This is a genomic window from Lacrimispora sp. (assembly GCF_031982545.1).
Classification (GTDB): domain Bacteria; phylum Bacillota; class Clostridia; order Lachnospirales; family Lachnospiraceae; genus Lacrimispora.
In genome coordinates this window covers 1-16,896 of record NZ_DALYXB010000023.1, presented here as the reverse complement: position 1 = coordinate 16,896, position 16,896 = coordinate 1, and the positions used below count along the sequence as shown (strand labels likewise).

The window sequence follows — 16,896 nt, the reverse complement described above, 5'->3', positions numbered from 1 at the left end:
GGATAATGTGGATAACTCGGTGTATAAGTGATTTTTTTCGCAAATTCGAGGGTTGGAGGTGGGGATAAAAATGGGGGAAAAATACACAATCCAATGTGGATAATGTGGAAAAGTCGGGAATCGAACAAATTTTTTGTGCAATGTGTCAGGTTAACCATAATTTTAACTTAAATTTGCTGGAGGTTGCCGAAGAAAATGGAAGTACCTGGTAATATAAGGTCAGATTATTACCAGAATGTTAATTTTTTATGAATTCGTTGAATTAAAGGCAGGTTAGTGCTACAATATACAGGATTGTACGGTGTATATTGAAAGATAGAGTAGGAGAATAAATCATGAACTTGGTTCAAAAAATATTTGGAACTCATAGTGAAAGAGAATTGAAAATCATTAATCCCATTGCGGATAAAATAGAATCTCTGCGCCCGACCATGGTTGCACTTACGGATGAGGAATTAAAAAACAACACGAAGCTTTTTAAGGAAAGACTGGCAGCAGGGGAAACTCTTGATGATATCTTGCCTGAAGCGTTCGCAACTGTAAGAGAAGCAGGCAGGCGAGTTCTTAATATGGAACATTTCCGTGTGCAGTTAATCGGTGGTGTAGTTTTACACCAGGGTCGTATCGCGGAGATGAGAACTGGTGAAGGAAAAACTCTGGTATCCACATGTCCGGCTTATTTAAATGCTCTGGCAGGGAACGGTGTACAGATTGTAACCGTTAACGACTATCTGGCAAAGCGTGATGCGGAGTGGATGGGAAGAATCCATGAGTTTCTAGGAATGACAGTAGGCGTTGTACTAAACGATATGAGCTCAGATGAGAGACGTGATGCTTATAACTGTGATATTACCTATGTAACCAACAATGAGCTTGGTTTTGATTATTTAAGAGATAACATGGCCATCTATAAAGAACAGATGGTTTTAAGAAATTTAGATTTCTGTATTATTGATGAGGTTGACTCTGTTTTAATTGATGAGGCCAGAACACCTCTTATCATTTCCGGACAGAGCGGCAAATCCACAAAGCTCTATGAAGTCTGCGATATTCTTGCACGCCAGTTAGAAAAGGGCGAAGCTTCCGGCGAGTTTTCCAAGATGGGTGCCATTATGGGAGAAGAAATCACTGAGTCCGGTGATTTTATTGTGGATGAGAAGGACAAGGTTGTCAACTTAACAGAGCAGGGTGTGGAAAAAGTAGAGCAGTTCTTCCACATCGAGAACCTGTCAGACCCACAGAACTTAGAGATCCAGCATAACATCATTCTGGCTCTCCGTGCCAATTATCTGATGTTTCGGGATAAGGACTATGTGGTAAAAGACGATGAGGTTCTCATTGTAGATGAATTTACAGGACGTATTATGCCGGGCAGACGGTATTCCGATGGTCTTCACCAGGCAATTGAAGCGAAAGAGCATGTGAATGTCCGCAGAGAGAGCAAAACTCTTGCGACCATCACATTCCAGAACTTCTTCAATAAATACAACAAAAAAGCGGGTATGACGGGTACTGCTCTTACAGAGGAGAAGGAATTCAGGAATACCTATGGAATGGATGCCATTTCAATCCCCACAAACCGTGACATCGCCCGTATTGACCAGGAAGATGCGGTTTATAAGACTAAGAAGGAAAAATTTGAAGCAGTATGCGACGAAGTGGCAGCTGCTTATGAAAAGGGTCAGCCAGTACTGGTTGGTACCATAACCATTGATACATCTGAGATGTTAAGCGGTATGTTAAAACGCAGAGGTATTCCTCATAAAGTCTTAAATGCAAAGTACCATGAGCTTGAGGCTGAGATCGTTGCTGACGCAGGTGTGCATAAAGCAGTTACCATTGCCACCAACATGGCAGGCCGTGGTACGGATATTAAGCTTGATGATGAATCCAAAGCTGCCGGAGGTCTTAAGATCATCGGTACAGAGCGTCATGAGTCACGCCGTATTGATAATCAGCTGCGTGGTCGTTCCGGCCGTCAGGGAGATCCGGGTGAGTCCAGGTTCTATATCTCTCTGGAAGATGATTTAATGCGTCTGTTTGGTTCTGAACGTTTAGTAGGCATGTTTAATGCACTTGGTGTACCGGAAGGCGAGCAGATTGAGCATAAGATGCTTTCCAATGCCATTGAAAAAGCTCAGATGAAGATCGAGACCAACAACTATGGTATCCGTGAGAATCTTTTAAAATACGATGAGGTCATGAACGAACAGCGTGAAGTCATTTACGCAGAAAGAAGAAAAGTTCTTGACGGAGACAACATGCGTGACGTTGTCTTAAAGATGGTTACTGATATTGTGGAGAATGCTGTGGATCTGTCTATCAGTGACGAACAGACTCCGGAAGAATGGGATTTAAATGAATTAAATACTCTTCTTCTGCCAGTTATCCCTCTTCAGCCAATCACCATTCCGGAAGACGGAAAAGTGAGAAAGAATGAGCTGAAGCATATGCTGAAAGAAGAAGCCATTAAGCTTTATGAAACCAAAGAGGCAGAGTTCCCTGAGGGAGAACAGATCCGTGAAATCGAGCGGGTGATTCTCTTAAAGGTAATTGATAATAAATGGATGTCCCATATTGACGATATGGACCAGCTGCGCCAGGGAATCGGTCTTCAGGCTTATGGCCAGAGAGATCCTCTTGTAGAATATAAGATGAGCGGCTATCAGATGTTTGATGAGATGACAGCAGCAATCCGGGAAGATACCGTACGTATCCTCTTCCACATCAGAGTTGAGCAGAAGGTGGAACGTGAACCGGCTGCCAAAGTGACAGGAACCAACAAGGATGACAGCTCAGTGAAAGCACCGGTGAAAAAGGCTGATAATAAGGTCTATCCCAATGATCCATGTCCATGCGGTTCCGGCAAAAAGTATAAGCAGTGTTGCGGACGCAAACTAGTATAGTATTTTTATGAGATTGGAGTCCGCTCCCTTTTAAGGGATTGGACCCCAATTTTGTATTTATAAATTAAAAATCGAAAGTGGGTGACACAGTGGTAGAGTTAGATCAGTACAAATACGAATTATCGTCGTATGAAAAACCATTAGTGGAAGTGAGGGATTCACTTTGACCTGGATAACAAGTTAAAGCGAATTGATGAGTTAGACAAGTCTATGGAAGAGCCAGGCTTCTGGGAAGATCCGGAAAAGTCGGGTAAGATCGTCCAGCTTGCAAAGAATTTAAAAGATACGGTACAAGGCTACAAAGAATTAGAACAGCAGTATGAAGACATCGGGGTCATGATCCAGATGGGCAACGAAGAAAACGATGCTTCCCTGATTCCGGAAATAGCCCAGATGCTTGCTGAATTGAAAGAAAATCTGGAAGAGATGCGTATTAATACGCTGCTTTCCGGTGAATATGACAGCCACAACGCCATATTAAAGCTGAATGCCGGTGCTGGCGGAACCGAATCCTGCGACTGGTGCAGCATGCTTTACCGCATGTTCTGCCGCTGGGCGGAGAAAAAGGGCTTTCAGACGGAAGTTCTTGATTATCTTGACGGTGATGAAGCCGGTATTAAATCCGTAACCATACAGATTAATGGTGTCAATGCGTTTGGTTATTTAAAGTCAGAAAAAGGGGTTCACCGTCTGGTACGTATTTCTCCGTTTAATGCGGCTGGAAAGCGTCAGACTTCCTTTGTATCCTGCGATGTTATGCCGGATATTGAAGAGGACCTTGATGTGGATATTAACGATGAGGATTTAAGAATTGATACTTACCGCTCCAGCGGAGCAGGTGGACAGCATATCAATAAAACCTCATCCGCCATTCGAATCACTCACCTTCCTACGGGAATTGTGGTGCAGTGCCAGAATGAGCGGTCTCAGTTCCAGAACAAGGATAAGGCGATGCAGATGTTAAAAGCAAAGCTTTATATGTTAAAGCAGCAGGAGAATGCGGAGAAACTTTCCGGTATCCGTGGAGATGTAACGGAGATCGGCTGGGGAAACCAGATTCGTTCCTATGTACTGCAACCCTATACCATGGTGAAAGACCACAGGACCAATTCCGAGACAGGGAATGTAAACAGTGTCCTCGACGGAGCGCTGGATCAGTTTATGTACGCATATCTTCGATGGTTAAGTACCGGAGCAAAAGCTGGTGAGGATTCTGCAGAAATCTAGTTTTTTCATGCATTTTTTTAAATACCGAATAAAATAAACTCAAAAATAGTTGCATACCATGCACAAATATGATAATATCTTCCCTATGAGCACAGATGTATTTCCGATGCGGACACAGAAGGGAAGATATTTTTTTATGGAAGATAAAAGTAAATATTTTGTGGTAAAGCAGAAAGCTGTACCTGAAGTATTGCTGAAAGTTGTTGAGGCAAAAAAATTATTAGAGTCGGAACGGGTAATCACCGTACAGGAGGCAACTGACCGGGTTGGAATCAGCCGCAGTTCCTTTTACAAATACAAAGATGATATCTTTCCGTTTTACGACAATGCCAAGGGAAAGACCATCACACTGGTTATGCAGATGGATGACGAACCTGGTCTTCTTTCGGATTTGCTTCATGTGGTAGCTGTGTACCGCGCGAATATATTAACCATTCATCAGAGTATTCCGGTCAATGGCGTTGCCACCCTCACACTTAGCGTGGAGGTTCTTGAAACAACAGGCAATGTTTCAAAGATGGTTGAGGATATAGAAGAAAAGGATGGAGTCCACTACGTAAAAATTTTAGCCAGGGAGTGAGAATATGATGAATGTTGCAGTTATGGGCTATGGTACCATTGGATCAGGAGTTGTTGAAATTCTGGAACAGAACAAAGATATAATTGCCAGACAGACCGGTGACACGGTGAATGTGAAATATATTCTCGATTTAAGAGAATTCCCCGGTACACCGATTGAAAAAAAGATTGTTCATGATTTTTCCGTCATTGAAAAGGACCCGGAGGTATCCATGGTAATTGAAACCATGGGAGGTTTAAACCCGGCTTATCCTTTTGTGAAAGCAAGCCTTCAGGCAGGCAAGCATGTGGCCACCTCCAACAAGGCGCTGGTAGCAGCATATGGAACGGAACTTTTAAAAATAGCAGAAGAGAATCAGGTTAACTTTCTCTTTGAGGCAAGCGTAGGAGGCGGTATTCCCATAATCCGTCCTTTGTATACTTCACTTGCCGGTGAGAAAATTGAAGAAATAACCGGTATATTAAATGGTACCACCAACTACATACTGACTAAAATGGACAAAGCCGGAGAGACTTTTGAAGAGGCACTGAGCAAAGCCCAGGAACTGGGATATGCGGAGCGCAATCCGGAGGCAGATGTGGAAGGACATGATACCTGCAGGAAAATTGCCATATTAACTGCTCTGGCTTCGGGACACGAAGTGAATTACGAGCATATTTATACAGAAGGGATTACTAATATAACGGATGTGGATTTCCGTTATGCAGACGCTCTTGGAACTTCTGTTAAATTATTTGGATCCAGCAGAATCAATGATCAGGGAGTTCATGCGTTTGTAGCTCCGGTTATGATAGGAAAGGATCATCCGCTGTATTCTGTAAATGACGTATACAACGGCATTCTGGTAAAGGGAAATATGCTGGGCACTTCCATGTTTTATGGAAGCGGAGCCGGAAAACTTCCCACAGCCAGTGCAGTTGTAGCAGATATTATTGAAGCCCTTAAAAACCCAGGTCATCATGTGAGGATGGGATGGGATGGAAATCGCCTTAACATCTCTGCCATGGACAGCGTTTCCTTCCGGTATTTTGTAAGAATCAAGGGAATTGCTGCAAAGCGGCTTGCGGAAGCAGAGGCTGCTTTTGGAAAGGTAGAAGTAACAGAGCTGGACCACATGGATGAATTCGCAGTCATGACAGGGGTTATGACTGAGGAGGAGTACCGTTTAAGAGCGAAAAAGCTGTCAGGAATCAGACAGCGCATCCGCGCAGAAATTTAATTTTCGCCAGGAGGCATCAATGTTAGTTGTTAAAAAATTTGGCGGTAGTTCCGTCGCAGACAAAGAAAGAATATTCAATGTAGCAAAACGCTGCATTGAGGATTATGAAAAAGGCAATCAGGTAGTTGTGGTATTATCCGCTATGGGAAAGACAACAGATGGTCTGATTGCCAAAGCTCATGAGATAAACCCCAATCCTCCAAAGAGAGAACTGGATATGCTTCTGGCAACCGGAGAGCAGGTGAGCGTGGCACTGATGTCCATGGCCATGAATGCTCTCGGCGTACCGTCTGTATCGTTAAACGCGTCGCAGGTAGCAATGCATACCTCTTCCGCTTATGGAATGGCTAAATTAAAGAAAATTGATACGGAACGGATCCAGCATGAACTGGAAGCGAAGAAAATTGTTATTATCACAGGTTTTCAGGGTATTAATAAATATGAGGATCTGACAACTCTTGGACGAGGGGGATCAGATACCACGGCTGTGGCTCTGGCTGCCGCGCTCCATGCCGATGCGTGTGAGATTTACACAGATGTGGATGGAGTTTACACCGCAGATCCGCGAATTGTTCCCCATGCCAGAAAGCTATTGGAGGTTTCCTACGATGAGATGCTTGAATTTGCTTCTCTGGGAGCCAAAGTGCTTCACAACCGTTCGGTAGAGATGGCGAAACGCTATGGAGTACAGCTGGTTGTACGATCAAGTCTGAACAGAGAAGAAGGTACCATCATCAAGGAGGAAACAAAATTGGAAAGAATGCTGGTGAGCGGAGTTGCCGCAGATAAAAATGTAGCCCGTATTTCCGTAATCGGGGTTAAGAATGAGCCTGGAGTCGCATTTAAAATATTTAATCTTCTGGCAAAACACAACATTAACGTTGATATCATTATCCAGTCCATTGGCAGAGAAGAAAGAAAAGACATCTCCTTTACGGTGGCGAAGCAGGATTTAAAAGAAACCATGGATCTTTTAAACGAACATAAGGATGGGATTACAGCCCAGAATGTAACCAGTGAAGAGGATGTGGCAAAGCTTTCTATCATCGGCGCAGGGATGACCAGTAATCCAGGAGTTGCTGCAAAGATGTTTGAAGCCCTTTATAATGCCAATATTAACATCAAGATGATTGCAACATCTGAAATAAGGATTACGGTCCTCATTCATGAAGAGGACGTAAACCGCGCCATGAGAACGGTTCACGATGCCTTTGATCTTGCAGATTAAACGAAGGTGGAACGAATGATCTGGTTAAGAAAAATTTGGAAAATAGGATCCGTCTGTATCTTTCATTCCCTCACCGGGCTCTACTGTCCCGGCTGCGGGGGAACGAGAGCAGTGCGGACTTTGTTACAGGGGGACCTGCGGATGAGCGTTCAGTATCATCCGCTGGTCCTTTATACTGTTATCGCTGTTTTGGCGGAGGGTATCATCCGGTATTTATCAAAAAAAAGAAAGCACCCGTTGGACCATAAAAAAAGGGAACGGATACTTATTCTTATTGGAGCTGCAATTGTAGTGATAAACTGGATCTTCAAGAACTATATGCTGGTAGTGAAAGGAATTGATCTTTTACCGCCATTATAATAATTATCTGCCTACGCCGCCCGTGGGCATCAGCGCCTGGGTGGTGGCTTCAAATACCTGTCTGAAATACAGCCCTAAAGGGGTGTTGGTATCCATGACATCATAGACAAATATAATGAACAATGCCAGTAACAGGCCACAGACAGCAGATATAATGGAAAGGATCAGTCCAAGCTGTGCCTGGTGGCTGAAGGGCTTTCCTTTTTTTGATAATATAGCAAGAGCAATGCCTGTGAGACCAAAAATCAGACCTGCCGGCAGATTCCAGATACTGAATAAGGGAAGGCAGTCTGTCAGCAGTCCCAGGCCGCCTAAAAGGACAGACCAGAATGCCAGGAACGAACCTGTATTCGGAGTTTGCGGAAGCATTCCTTTATTGCTGTTATAATTTTCTCCCATTGGTGTTTACCTCGTATGTGTATAGTACAGAAGTCATCCAGGATTTTCCTGAACTGAATCTGTATTTTATGATTGTAGCACGAAAAGACCGCTGTGTCCAGACGGGTATTGCATAACGGGGAATGATGAATTATAATAGTTGAATTGAACCAACTATGAAAAATAAGAGGTACAGCATGGATATAATAAAGATTTTGCAGGAAGAACTTTCCATTTCCAGAAATCAGGTGGAAGAGACAATCAGACTTATTGATGAGGGGAATACCATTCCTTTTATAGCCAGATACCGAAAAGAGGTAACCGGTTCTTTAAATGATGAAGTTCTGCGTAATTTAGATGAAAGGCTTCGTTATTTAAGGAATTTAGAGGAGCGGAAAGAACAGGTACTATCATCTATCAGAGAACAGGAGAAGCTGACTCCGGAACTGGAAAAGAAGATTCTGGAAGCCCAGACACTGGTTGCCGTGGAAGATTTATACCGCCCTTATAAGCAGAAAAGGCGGACGAGGGCTACTATCGCCAAGGAAAAAGGATTAGAACCATTAGCAGATCTCATCATCCTTCAGATGATTAAGACCCCGCTTCTGGAAGCAGCATCGGACTATATTTCGGAAGAAAAAGGCGTGACCACTGCCCAGGAAGCAATTGACGGGGCAAAGGATATTCTGGCAGAGCGGATTTCCGATCAGGCGGAGTACCGCACTTATATCCGGAATGCAACCATGAATCAGGGAAGCCTTTTATCTGCTGCAAAGGATGAGGAAGCAGAGTCTGTATATGAAATGTATTATAATTATGAAGAACCTTTAAAGAAGGCAGCAGGACACCGGATTCTCGCCATTAACAGAGGCGAAAAGGAAAAGATCCTTACTGTGAAGGTGACGGCACCGGAAGAAGTAATTCTTCGTTTTCTGGAAAAGCAGGTGATTATTCGGGACAATCCTGTTACTTCTCCCCTATTAAAGGAAGTTGTAAAAGACAGCTATGACCGTCTCATCGCACCGGCAATTGAGCGGGAGGTACGTAACGATTTAACGGAAACAGCGGAGAATGGAGCAATCCGTGTATTTGGCAAAAATTTAGAGCAGCTTCTTATGCAGCCTCCCATTGTAGGAAGAGTGGTTCTTGGCTGGGATCCGGCTTTTCGTACCGGATGTAAGCTGGCAGTTGTCGATGAAACGGGAAAAGTGCTGGATACCGTTGTAATCTATCCCACTGCACCTCAAAATAAAGTGGAAGAAGCCAAGACTGTTTTAAAGAAGCTGATTAAGAAATACGGAATTTCTCTGATTTCTGTGGGAAATGGAACTGCCTCAAGAGAATCGGAGACCATAATTGTAGAATTATTAAAAGAGATCCCGGAGCCGGTTCAGTATATTATTGTGAATGAAGCAGGAGCTTCTGTTTATTCTGCCAGCAAGCTGGCAACAGAGGAATTCCCTAATTTTGATGTAGGCCAGAGAAGTGCAGCCTCCATTGCCAGAAGGCTGCAGGATCCTCTTGCAGAGCTGGTAAAGATTGATCCCAAGTCCATTGGTGTGGGTCAGTACCAGCATGATATGAACCAGAAGCATTTAAGTGAAGCATTACAGGGAGTTGTGGAAGACAGCGTAAATAAAGTAGGTGTTGATTTAAATACGGCATCTGCTTCTCTTCTGGAGTATATATCCGGTATTTCAAAACCCATAGCAAAGAATATTGTGGTTTACCGGGAGGAGAACGGTGCATTTGAAAGCAGGAGCCAGCTGTTAAAGGTCGCAAAGCTTGGACCAAAAGCATTCGAACAATGTGCCGGCTTCATGAGAATTCAGGGAGGAAAGAATCCTCTTGATTTAACCAGCGTTCATCCGGAGTCCTATGATGCGGCTAAAAAGCTGCTGAAAAAATTGGGATATGAGGCAAAAGAGCTGATGAACGGGGGGTTAAACGGAATCAGTAAAAAGATTCATAATTATAAAGAACTGGCTGAAGAATTAGAGACTGGTGAAATCACCCTCCGGGATATTGTAAAGGAACTGGAAAAGCCCGCAAGAGATCCTCGTGACGAGATGCCAAAACCAATATTACGCACGGATGTTATGGAGATAAAGGATTTACAGCCCGGGATGGTTTTAAAGGGAACGGTTCGAAATGTAATCGACTTCGGTGCTTTTGTGGATATTGGAGTTCATCAGGATGGACTGGTTCACATTTCCCAGATATCGGACAAATTTATTAAACATCCCTTAGAAGCCGTCAGCGTAGGAGATATCGTTGAGGTAAAGGTAATAAGCGTAGACGTTCCCAAAAAGAGAATCGCTCTCACCATGAAATTCTAAGCAGATACAGTGAAATGCTGTATAAAAGGAGGAAAATGTGGAACAGAAAAATCCGCTTATATTAGATGTGAGACTGACTGCAAAAGATCTCTGGAAATTTTCCATGTACCATTCATACCGGGGATTCCAGGGGATTTTCAGTTTTCTTTTCAGTGCCGCTGCTCTTTATGTGCTCATTGCAACCTGGACGACCTCATCCCGTCCGTATCGGATCCTGATTCTTGTCTGTGCGCTGATGTTCACGGTCTGGCAGCCTTTCGTCCTCTATACGAAGGCAGCAAGACAGGCAAAAAAATCTGCCATTCGTGATGGTATGACCCTTTCTTTTTCAGCAGAAGGAATTGTGGTAACCCAGGGGCAGGAGAAGCTGGAATTATTATGGGAAGATGTGATGGTGGTAAAACGTATCGGCAAACTGCTGATTATTTATATGGACCGGATTCATGCCTATCTGCTTCCGGATTCTGTTGCAGGCGAGAAAGCACCGGAAATACTGGCATTAATGAAAGAAAATCTGCCTCCGGAGAGGCGAAAGAGGATATAAAAGATGGTAATAGAAAGCTGGAAACCAGAAGATACCTTTGAATTAGGAAAGAAACTGGGAGAGGAAGCGGCTCCTTCCACCATATTTTGCTTAAATGGAGATCTGGGGGTGGGGAAAACCGTATTCACCCAGGGGTTTGCCGCCGGACTTGGCATTACAGAACCGGTGGACAGTCCAACCTTTACCATAGTAAAGCAATATGACGACGGACGCCTTCCGTTTTATCATTTTGATGTATACCGGATTGGTGACGTCAGTGAAATGGACGAGATCGGCTATGAAGACTGCTTTTACGGGGAAGGTGTCACGTTAATTGAATGGTCCGGACTGATCGAAGAGATTCTTCCCAGGCAGGTTATTACAGTAACCATTGAAAAAGATTTGGAAAAAGGATTTGACTATAGAAAAATCACCGTGGAGGGAATGTAAATGAACATATTAGGAATTGAAAGTTCGTCTCTTGTTGCATCGGTCGCCCTTCTTTCGGATGACATATTGACTGCAGAATACACGGTTAATTTTAAAAAGACCCATTCCCAGACACTGCTTCCCATGCTTGACGAGATTGTAACCATGACGGGAGTCAGTCTGGAAAACGTTGATGCCATCGCAGTTTCAGCAGGACCAGGCTCCTTTACCGGACTTCGGATCGGTTCTGCCACAGGAAAGGGTCTGGGACTTGCGCTGAAAAAACCGCTTATTTCTGTTCCTACAATCGATGCAATGGCCTATGAGTTCTACGGCTGCGCTTCTATTATATGCCCAATTATGGATGCCAGAAGAAACCAGGTCTATACCGGTATATATGATAACCGCACCGGATTCTCCATCGTGAAAGAATCCTGCGCCATGGATATCAGAGATTTAATTGAAGAACTTAATTCCATGGGAGAGCGTGTGATTTTCTCAGGAGACGGTATACCGGCATATAAAGAAAGTATAGAAGAATTCATGAAGGTTCCCTTTGAATTTGCACCCGCACATTTAAGCAGACAGCGTGCAGGTGCAGTAGCAGCTTATGGAGCCCGTCTGTTCCTTGAGGGGAAAACGGTAACGGCAGCGGAGCATGCTCCCGATTATCTGCGAAAGCCCCAGGCAGAGCGTGAAAGAGAAGAGGCATTAAAAGGAGAGTAAGATGATTGGTGAGATGACTCCGGAGGATGTTTTAGGCGTACTGGAAATAGAAATGCAGTGCTTTTCCGATCCGTGGTCTTATGAGATGATTAAAAAGGGATTAGAAAGCAGTCTTGATACCTGGCTGGTGCTTTGGGAAGAAGGAGCAGCAGCGGGATACTGTGTTTTCCGGACAATAGCAGATGAATGCGAGTTGCTTCGGATCGCAGTCCTTCCTGAACTCAGGGGGAGGGGCCTTTCCAAGAAACTTATGGACCAGATGGTTTTTTATTCCAGACAAAAGAAAGTAAAATCAATATTTTTAGAGGTAAGAGAAAGTAATGACAGGGCAAGAAACCTTTATAAATCCTATGGATTTGTGGAGGAGGGGATCCGAAAACATTACTACCTCAATCCCAGTGAAAATGCGGTCCTTATGGTCTGTTACCATATTTGAAACATTTACCACTAAAAATAGGGCATAACACCGTTTATAATGTAGGGGTATCCAGTAAGGATGCCCTTTTTTCTATCCTGGTGTGCAGGGAGGTGGAAAAAGGGATTTTTCTGGAAAATGTGAAAAAGGAACGCCTTGCAGGCATACCATTATGCCCGGAAAGAAAAGCATGGGCGGTAAAAGGAAAGGTGAGAGTAAGATGAGAAAGTACAAAAACGGCGGTCAGCTAGAAACAGTTGTTTGCAACTGCTGCGGCAAAAAAATTATTGTGTCAGAAGGGATTGCCAGGGAAGGGGTCATAAGCATCAATCACGCATGGGACTTCTTTTCAGAGAAAGATGGGGAGATCCATCATTTTGATTTATGTGAAACCTGTTACGATGCATTGATATCTGAGTTTAAGATACCGGTGGAGGTAGAGGAACAGCTGGAATATTTATAGTTGCTAATTCCCTCTGCTTTGTGTTATGATTTTATGTGGCAGTTTTTTGTTCTGCCCACTGAATGAGACAAAAGCGAGGAAATTCTATGTTGGATATATGTTTGCTGGGAACCGGGGGCATGATGCCTCTGCCATACCGCTGGCTGACAGCCATGATGGCACGGTGTGATGGCAGCAATCTTTTGATTGACTGCGGGGAAGGAACTCAGATTGCATTAAAAGAAAAGGGCTGGAGCCCAAAACCCATTGATATTATCTGCTTTACCCATTATCATGCGGACCACATCAGTGGTCTGCCCGGACTACTTTTGACAATGGGAAATGCAGAGAGGACAGAACCCTTAACTCTGATTGGTCCGAAAGGGCTTGAGCGGGTGGTGGGAGCACTTCGTACCATTGCGCCGGAGCTTCCTTTTGAACTTAAATTCATTGAACTCTCCGAAAACAGAGAGCAGATAACCATGGCGCCTTACGTAATTGATGCATACCGCGTCAATCATAACGTTGTCTGCTATGGTTATTCCATTTCTATTCCAAGAACCGGAAGATTTGATGTGGACCGGGCCAAAGAGGCAGAGATTCCTCAAAAATTCTGGAGTCGTCTTCAAAAGGGTCAAACCATCGATTATGATGGTAAGATTCTGACGCCTGATCTTGTTTTAGGGCCGGACAGGCGTGGCCTTAAGGTGACTTACTGTACAGATACCAGACCCGTACCGGTGATTGCTGAGTATGCAAAAGATGCCGATCTTTTCATATGCGAAGGCATGTACGGCGAAGATGGAAAAGAGGCAAAGGCAAGGGAATACCGCCATATGACATTTTATGAGGCTGCCAGACTTGCAAAAGAAGCACAGCCAAGACAGATGTGGCTGACCCATTACAGTCCCTCTTTAACCAGACCGGAAGATTTTATGGACAAGGTTCGTGAGATTTTCCCCAGGGCAAAAGCAGCAAGAGATGCCTGGACGCTGGAACTGGAATTTGATGAGGAATGAGGGAATGGCGATGAAAAAAAATCATACAGAAGAAGATGTCTATATACTTGCAATTGAAAGTTCCTGTGACGAGACGGCAGCAGCGGTAGTGAAGAACGGAAGGGAGATATTGTCCAATGTAATCTCCTCCCAGATTGATCTTCATACCTTATATGGTGGAGTCGTTCCCGAAATTGCTTCCAGAAAGCATATTGAAAAGATCAACCAGGTCATAGAGTCCGCCCTTTTGGAGTCTGGGCTTACACTTGAGAATATGGATGCCATTGGGGTTACCTACGGCCCCGGACTTGTGGGAGCACTTTTAGTTGGAGTGGCGGAAGCAAAGGCAATGGCTTATGCAGCAAACAAGCCATTAGTCGGAGTCCATCATATAGAAGGTCATGTATCCGCTAATTTTATTGAGCATCCAGACCTGGAACCGCCTTTTATGTGTCTGATTGTATCAGGCGGCCATACACATCTGGTGATTGTAAGGGATTATGGAGAGTTTGAAATACTTGGAAGAACCAGAGATGATGCGGCTGGCGAAGCATTTGACAAGGTGGCAAGAGCTGTGGGGCTTGGATATCCAGGCGGACCAAAAGTTGACAAGGCAGCAAAAGAGGGAAATCCGCAGGCAATAAAATTTCCGAGAGCAAAAGTAGACGGAAATAGATACGATTTTAGCTTTAGCGGGTTAAAGTCTGCTGTATTAAACCACATTAATCATGCCAATATGATGGGAGAGGAAATCAATGTACCCGATCTTCTGGCATCATTCCAGAATGCTGTGGTTGATGTTCTGGTATCCCATACCGTTGATGCTGCAAAAGAATATGGCTTTAAAAAAGTTGCCATAGCAGGGGGCGTGGCGTCTAACTCTGCTCTTCGAAAAGGCATGAAAGAAGCCTGTGAAAAAAATGGAATTGAATTTTATTATCCTTCTCCCATTTATTGTACTGATAATGCTGCCATGATTGGAACAGCGGCATATTATGAATTTATTAACGGAGCCAGGGCTGGCTGGGATTTAAATGCAGTTCCCAATCTGAAACTGGGAGAAAGGTAACCGGACTATGGAAAGAACAGCAGCAGTCGTCCTGGCAGCAGGAAAAGGCTCCCGCATGGAAAGTACAATCCACAAACAGTATATGGAGCTGTGCGGCAAACCCCTTCTTTATCATACCTTAAGAGCCTTTGAAGAAAGCTCAGTGGATGAGGTTGTTCTGGTAACTGGTCCCGGCGAGGTTTCTTTCTGCAGAACAGAGATTGTGGACCGTTATGGATTTCACAAGATAACGGACGTAACAGAAGGCGGGAAAGAGAGATATCACTCCGTATATGCCGGACTGAAAGCAGTAAAGAACTGCTCCTATGTTCTTATTCATGATGGCGCAAGACCCTGTGTTACCAAAGAAATTATTGATACATCAAAAGCTGCGGCAATAAAATATGGAGCTTGTGTGATCGGCATGCCTGTTAAGGATACCATTAAGATATCTGATGAAAATGGATATGCCGCATTAACTCCGGATCGTGCAAGCCTTTGGCAGATCCAGACACCTCAGGCATTCCGATATGATCTGGTTTTTAAGGCATATCAAAGACTGATGGAATCGGAATGTTTTCAAAAAGGGGTTACGGACGATGCGATGGTGGTAGAATCCATGACAGAAGAAAAGGTGAAGTTAATAAAGGGCGATTATACTAATATAAAGGTAACTACACCGGAGGACTTAGAGATCGCCAGCGTATTTCTTAACAGAATATATGGAAAAAAATAAAAGGAATGCTGTAGGAGCAGCTTCCTTTTTATTTTTTTCCACCTGTTTTTAATAGATCCTTAACTATCAGATGTAGGTGCTCAAGCTGCTCTCGATTTAAATGCTGTGCATCATCCATAAGTTCTTTGACTTTGGCAGGACTGGTTACATCGCGGGAAAAGAATTCAGCTGGTTCAATATCCAGATACTCACATATATAAAAGAAACCCATCATGGACGGAAGCGCCCGTCCATTTTCTATTTTATGGATATATGTGGGATTCTGTCCGAGAGAAAGACTCATATCACGTGCGGACACACCCTTTTGAGCTCTGAGCTCTGAGAGGCGTTTGGAAAAATTGAAGTCTATATACATGGGTAACTCCTCCTGATTCCATAGTATTGCATTAAATGAAATATGTGTAGTAAATAATGCATTCCATCACTTGACATGTTGCATTCATTACAATATTATTATTTATATAGAGTATTTAATGTATGATCAGGCTAAGAAATCCTTTATTAGGACTACATGGCTATTAGATAGTATCAGCTGTTTCGTCAGATGAAAAGTAGGAAAGAAGGTACAATAGATGGAAACTGGAAAAACCAGGAATGAAACGGATACAGGCACCAGGGAAGGTTTGCTGGAACGAATTGCATCAGAATTAGGCTGCATGTATTTATCGGATCTGCGGGGAAGCACAGGTAAAGCAAGATTCCGGATCGTCGTTTCTAATATTCCCGCAATTGATTATTCAGTAAAAGTATGGCAGGATGCGCTTTATTATATAACAGGAATAGAAGAAAACTTTAGCACTGCTGAGCAGGCAAAGCAACGTCTTTTAGAGCATTTGTAGTAGGGTTAAAAATAATTTGAAAATTATGTAAAAAAATGTTGACAGATGATACAAACAATGATAAACTATCCAAGTTGCCGCTGATGAAGACGGTAAATGAGAGAAAAAAAGCTCCAAGAGATTTGAAAGAAAATAGAAAAAAGTGCTTGACAAAAACACGAACTTCTATTAAAATGTAAAAGCGCGTTTGGAGAGGTATCGAAGTGGTCATAACGAGGCGGTCTTGAAAACCGTTTGTCCGCAAGGGCGCGTGGGTTCGAATCCCACCCTCTCCGTTGGCAGGTTTTAGCCGCTAATAAATATAAAAATCAGCTAATTGCAGAAGTACCCAAGCGGCTGAAGGGGCTCCCCTGGAAAGGGAGTAGGCCGTTAGTAGCGGCGCGAGGGTTCAAATCCCTCCTTCTGCGTCAGCATTGAGAAGAGACAAGCGTTTCTGCGAGATGCAAACAGCACTTTGAAAACAGAAGATTGAACAGTATGTAAAACCCTGAAAATTCTAATAA

18 protein-coding genes and 2 tRNA genes are annotated in these 16,896 nt (G+C 43.6%); 18 read left to right on the top strand and 2 right to left on the bottom strand.

Features of this window, described 5'->3' with window-relative positions:
• Positions 1 to 335: 335 nt before the first annotated feature.
• From secA to ABS301_RS25110, 6 genes are all read left to right on the top strand, one after another.
• Complete coding sequence (secA, locus tag ABS301_RS25135; RefSeq protein ID WP_349674784.1) at positions 336 to 2,906, top strand: preprotein translocase subunit SecA; 2,571 nt, start codon at positions 336 to 338, stop codon at positions 2,904 to 2,906.
• A gap of 89 nt (positions 2,907 to 2,995) precedes the next feature.
• Positions 2,996 to 4,133 (top strand): peptide chain release factor 2 gene (gene prfB, locus ABS301_RS25130; protein WP_104434534.1). Its coding sequence is split into 2 segments (ribosomal slippage): positions 2,996 to 3,070 and positions 3,072 to 4,133, totalling 1,137 coding nucleotides; the frame shifts between segments, so codons are not numbered across the junction.
• A gap of 136 nt (positions 4,134 to 4,269) precedes the next feature.
• Positions 4,270 to 4,713: an ACT domain-containing protein gene (locus tag ABS301_RS25125; protein WP_349674783.1), complete on the top strand. Its 444-nt coding sequence runs from the start codon at positions 4,270 to 4,272 to the stop codon at positions 4,711 to 4,713.
• Positions 4,714 to 4,717: 4 nt separating this feature from the next.
• Positions 4,718 to 5,932 (top strand): homoserine dehydrogenase, encoded by a 1,215-nt coding sequence (locus ABS301_RS25120; protein ID WP_349674782.1) that lies wholly within the window; start codon positions 4,718 to 4,720, stop codon positions 5,930 to 5,932.
• A 19-nt stretch (positions 5,933 to 5,951) separates the two neighbouring features.
• Positions 5,952 to 7,160, top strand: a complete 1,209-nt coding sequence (locus tag ABS301_RS25115) for an aspartate kinase (protein ID WP_349674781.1) — start codon at positions 5,952 to 5,954, stop codon at positions 7,158 to 7,160.
• A gap of 15 nt (positions 7,161 to 7,175) precedes the next feature.
• Entirely contained in the window at positions 7,176 to 7,520 is a 345-nt protein-coding gene (locus ABS301_RS25110) for a DUF2752 domain-containing protein (protein ID WP_349674780.1), read from the top strand.
• Between the two features lie 3 nt (positions 7,521 to 7,523).
• On the opposite strand, the gene ABS301_RS25105 is transcribed toward ABS301_RS25110, so the two are convergent.
• Positions 7,524 to 7,919: a sodium:solute symporter gene (locus ABS301_RS25105; RefSeq protein ID WP_104434544.1), complete on the bottom strand. Its 396-nt coding sequence runs from the start codon at positions 7,917 to 7,919 to the stop codon at positions 7,524 to 7,526.
• 176 nt (positions 7,920 to 8,095) lie between these two features.
• Here ABS301_RS25105 and ABS301_RS25100 point away from each other — a divergent pair, with 176 nt between their 5' ends.
• The 9 genes from ABS301_RS25100 to ispD all read left to right on the top strand — a co-directional run bounded on the left by ABS301_RS25100 (position 8,096) and on the right by ispD (position 15,554).
• The gene (locus ABS301_RS25100; protein ID WP_349674779.1) at positions 8,096 to 10,237 is read left to right on the top strand and encodes a Tex family protein; all 2,142 of its coding nucleotides are present in this window, start codon (positions 8,096 to 8,098) and stop codon (positions 10,235 to 10,237) included.
• A gap of 37 nt (positions 10,238 to 10,274) precedes the next feature.
• Positions 10,275 to 10,781 (top strand): YcxB family protein, encoded by a 507-nt coding sequence (locus ABS301_RS25095; RefSeq protein ID WP_349674778.1) that lies wholly within the window; start codon positions 10,275 to 10,277, stop codon positions 10,779 to 10,781.
• A 3-nt stretch (positions 10,782 to 10,784) separates the two neighbouring features.
• Positions 10,785 to 11,210: a tRNA (adenosine(37)-N6)-threonylcarbamoyltransferase complex ATPase subunit type 1 TsaE gene (gene tsaE, locus ABS301_RS25090; protein WP_349674777.1), complete on the top strand. Its 426-nt coding sequence runs from the start codon at positions 10,785 to 10,787 to the stop codon at positions 11,208 to 11,210.
• Positions 11,211 to 11,915, top strand: coding sequence for a tRNA (adenosine(37)-N6)-threonylcarbamoyltransferase complex dimerization subunit type 1 TsaB (gene tsaB, locus ABS301_RS25085; RefSeq protein ID WP_349674776.1), 705 nt, complete (start codon positions 11,211 to 11,213; stop codon positions 11,913 to 11,915).
• 1 nt (position 11,916) lies between these two features.
• Positions 11,917 to 12,351 (top strand): ribosomal protein S18-alanine N-acetyltransferase, encoded by a 435-nt coding sequence (rimI, locus tag ABS301_RS25080; protein WP_349674775.1) that lies wholly within the window; start codon positions 11,917 to 11,919, stop codon positions 12,349 to 12,351.
• Between the two features lie 199 nt (positions 12,352 to 12,550).
• Positions 12,551 to 12,793: a hypothetical protein gene (locus tag ABS301_RS25075; RefSeq protein WP_104434554.1), complete on the top strand. Its 243-nt coding sequence runs from the start codon at positions 12,551 to 12,553 to the stop codon at positions 12,791 to 12,793.
• Positions 12,794 to 12,879: 86 nt separating this feature from the next.
• A complete protein-coding gene (locus tag ABS301_RS25070; protein ID WP_349674774.1) occupies positions 12,880 to 13,791 on the top strand; it encodes a ribonuclease Z in 912 nt (303 codons plus the stop codon).
• A 10-nt stretch (positions 13,792 to 13,801) separates the two neighbouring features.
• Positions 13,802 to 14,839 (top strand): tRNA (adenosine(37)-N6)-threonylcarbamoyltransferase complex transferase subunit TsaD, encoded by a 1,038-nt coding sequence (gene tsaD / locus ABS301_RS25065; protein WP_349674773.1) that lies wholly within the window; start codon positions 13,802 to 13,804, stop codon positions 14,837 to 14,839.
• A 7-nt stretch (positions 14,840 to 14,846) separates the two neighbouring features.
• The gene (gene ispD / locus ABS301_RS25060) at positions 14,847 to 15,554 is read left to right on the top strand and encodes a 2-C-methyl-D-erythritol 4-phosphate cytidylyltransferase (protein WP_349674772.1); all 708 of its coding nucleotides are present in this window, start codon (positions 14,847 to 14,849) and stop codon (positions 15,552 to 15,554) included.
• Positions 15,555 to 15,582: 28 nt separating this feature from the next.
• Here ispD and ABS301_RS25055 read toward each other — a convergent pair whose 3' ends face one another.
• Positions 15,583 to 15,909, bottom strand: a complete 327-nt coding sequence (locus ABS301_RS25055) for a helix-turn-helix domain-containing protein (RefSeq protein WP_170824198.1) — start codon at positions 15,907 to 15,909, stop codon at positions 15,583 to 15,585.
• A 217-nt stretch (positions 15,910 to 16,126) separates the two neighbouring features.
• Here ABS301_RS25055 and ABS301_RS25050 point away from each other — a divergent pair, with 217 nt between their 5' ends.
• The 3 genes from ABS301_RS25050 to ABS301_RS25040 all read left to right on the top strand — a co-directional run bounded on the left by ABS301_RS25050 (position 16,127) and on the right by ABS301_RS25040 (position 16,800).
• Complete coding sequence (locus ABS301_RS25050; protein ID WP_104434564.1) at positions 16,127 to 16,393, top strand: hypothetical protein; 267 nt, start codon at positions 16,127 to 16,129, stop codon at positions 16,391 to 16,393.
• A gap of 189 nt (positions 16,394 to 16,582) precedes the next feature.
• A tRNA-Ser gene (locus ABS301_RS25045) sits at positions 16,583 to 16,668 on the top strand.
• A 43-nt stretch (positions 16,669 to 16,711) separates the two neighbouring features.
• Positions 16,712 to 16,800 (top strand) — tRNA-Ser (locus ABS301_RS25040).
• Positions 16,801 to 16,896 lie beyond the last annotated feature (96 nt).

Coding starts and splice junctions, on each gene's coding strand:
- secA (WP_349674784.1), top strand. CDS start 336: ATGAACTTGGTTCAAAAAATATTTGGAACTCATAGTGAAAGAGAATTG.
- ABS301_RS25125 (WP_349674783.1), top strand. CDS start 4,270: ATGGAAGATAAAAGTAAATATTTTGTGGTAAAGCAGAAAGCTGTACCT.
- ABS301_RS25120 (WP_349674782.1), top strand. CDS start 4,718: ATGATGAATGTTGCAGTTATGGGCTATGGTACCATTGGATCAGGAGTT.
- ABS301_RS25115 (WP_349674781.1), top strand. CDS start 5,952: ATGTTAGTTGTTAAAAAATTTGGCGGTAGTTCCGTCGCAGACAAAGAA.
- ABS301_RS25110 (WP_349674780.1), top strand. CDS start 7,176: ATGATCTGGTTAAGAAAAATTTGGAAAATAGGATCCGTCTGTATCTTT.
- ABS301_RS25105 (WP_104434544.1), bottom strand. CDS start 7,919: ATGGGAGAAAATTATAACAGCAATAAAGGAATGCTTCCGCAAACTCCG.
- ABS301_RS25100 (WP_349674779.1), top strand. CDS start 8,096: ATGGATATAATAAAGATTTTGCAGGAAGAACTTTCCATTTCCAGAAAT.
- tsaE (WP_349674777.1), top strand. CDS start 10,785: ATGGTAATAGAAAGCTGGAAACCAGAAGATACCTTTGAATTAGGAAAG.
- tsaB (WP_349674776.1), top strand. CDS start 11,211: ATGAACATATTAGGAATTGAAAGTTCGTCTCTTGTTGCATCGGTCGCC.
- rimI (WP_349674775.1), top strand. CDS start 11,917: ATGATTGGTGAGATGACTCCGGAGGATGTTTTAGGCGTACTGGAAATA.
- ABS301_RS25075 (WP_104434554.1), top strand. CDS start 12,551: ATGAGAAAGTACAAAAACGGCGGTCAGCTAGAAACAGTTGTTTGCAAC.
- ABS301_RS25070 (WP_349674774.1), top strand. CDS start 12,880: ATGTTGGATATATGTTTGCTGGGAACCGGGGGCATGATGCCTCTGCCA.
- tsaD (WP_349674773.1), top strand. CDS start 13,802: ATGAAAAAAAATCATACAGAAGAAGATGTCTATATACTTGCAATTGAA.
- ispD (WP_349674772.1), top strand. CDS start 14,847: ATGGAAAGAACAGCAGCAGTCGTCCTGGCAGCAGGAAAAGGCTCCCGC.
- ABS301_RS25055 (WP_170824198.1), bottom strand. CDS start 15,909: ATGTATATAGACTTCAATTTTTCCAAACGCCTCTCAGAGCTCAGAGCT.
- ABS301_RS25050 (WP_104434564.1), top strand. CDS start 16,127: ATGGAAACTGGAAAAACCAGGAATGAAACGGATACAGGCACCAGGGAA.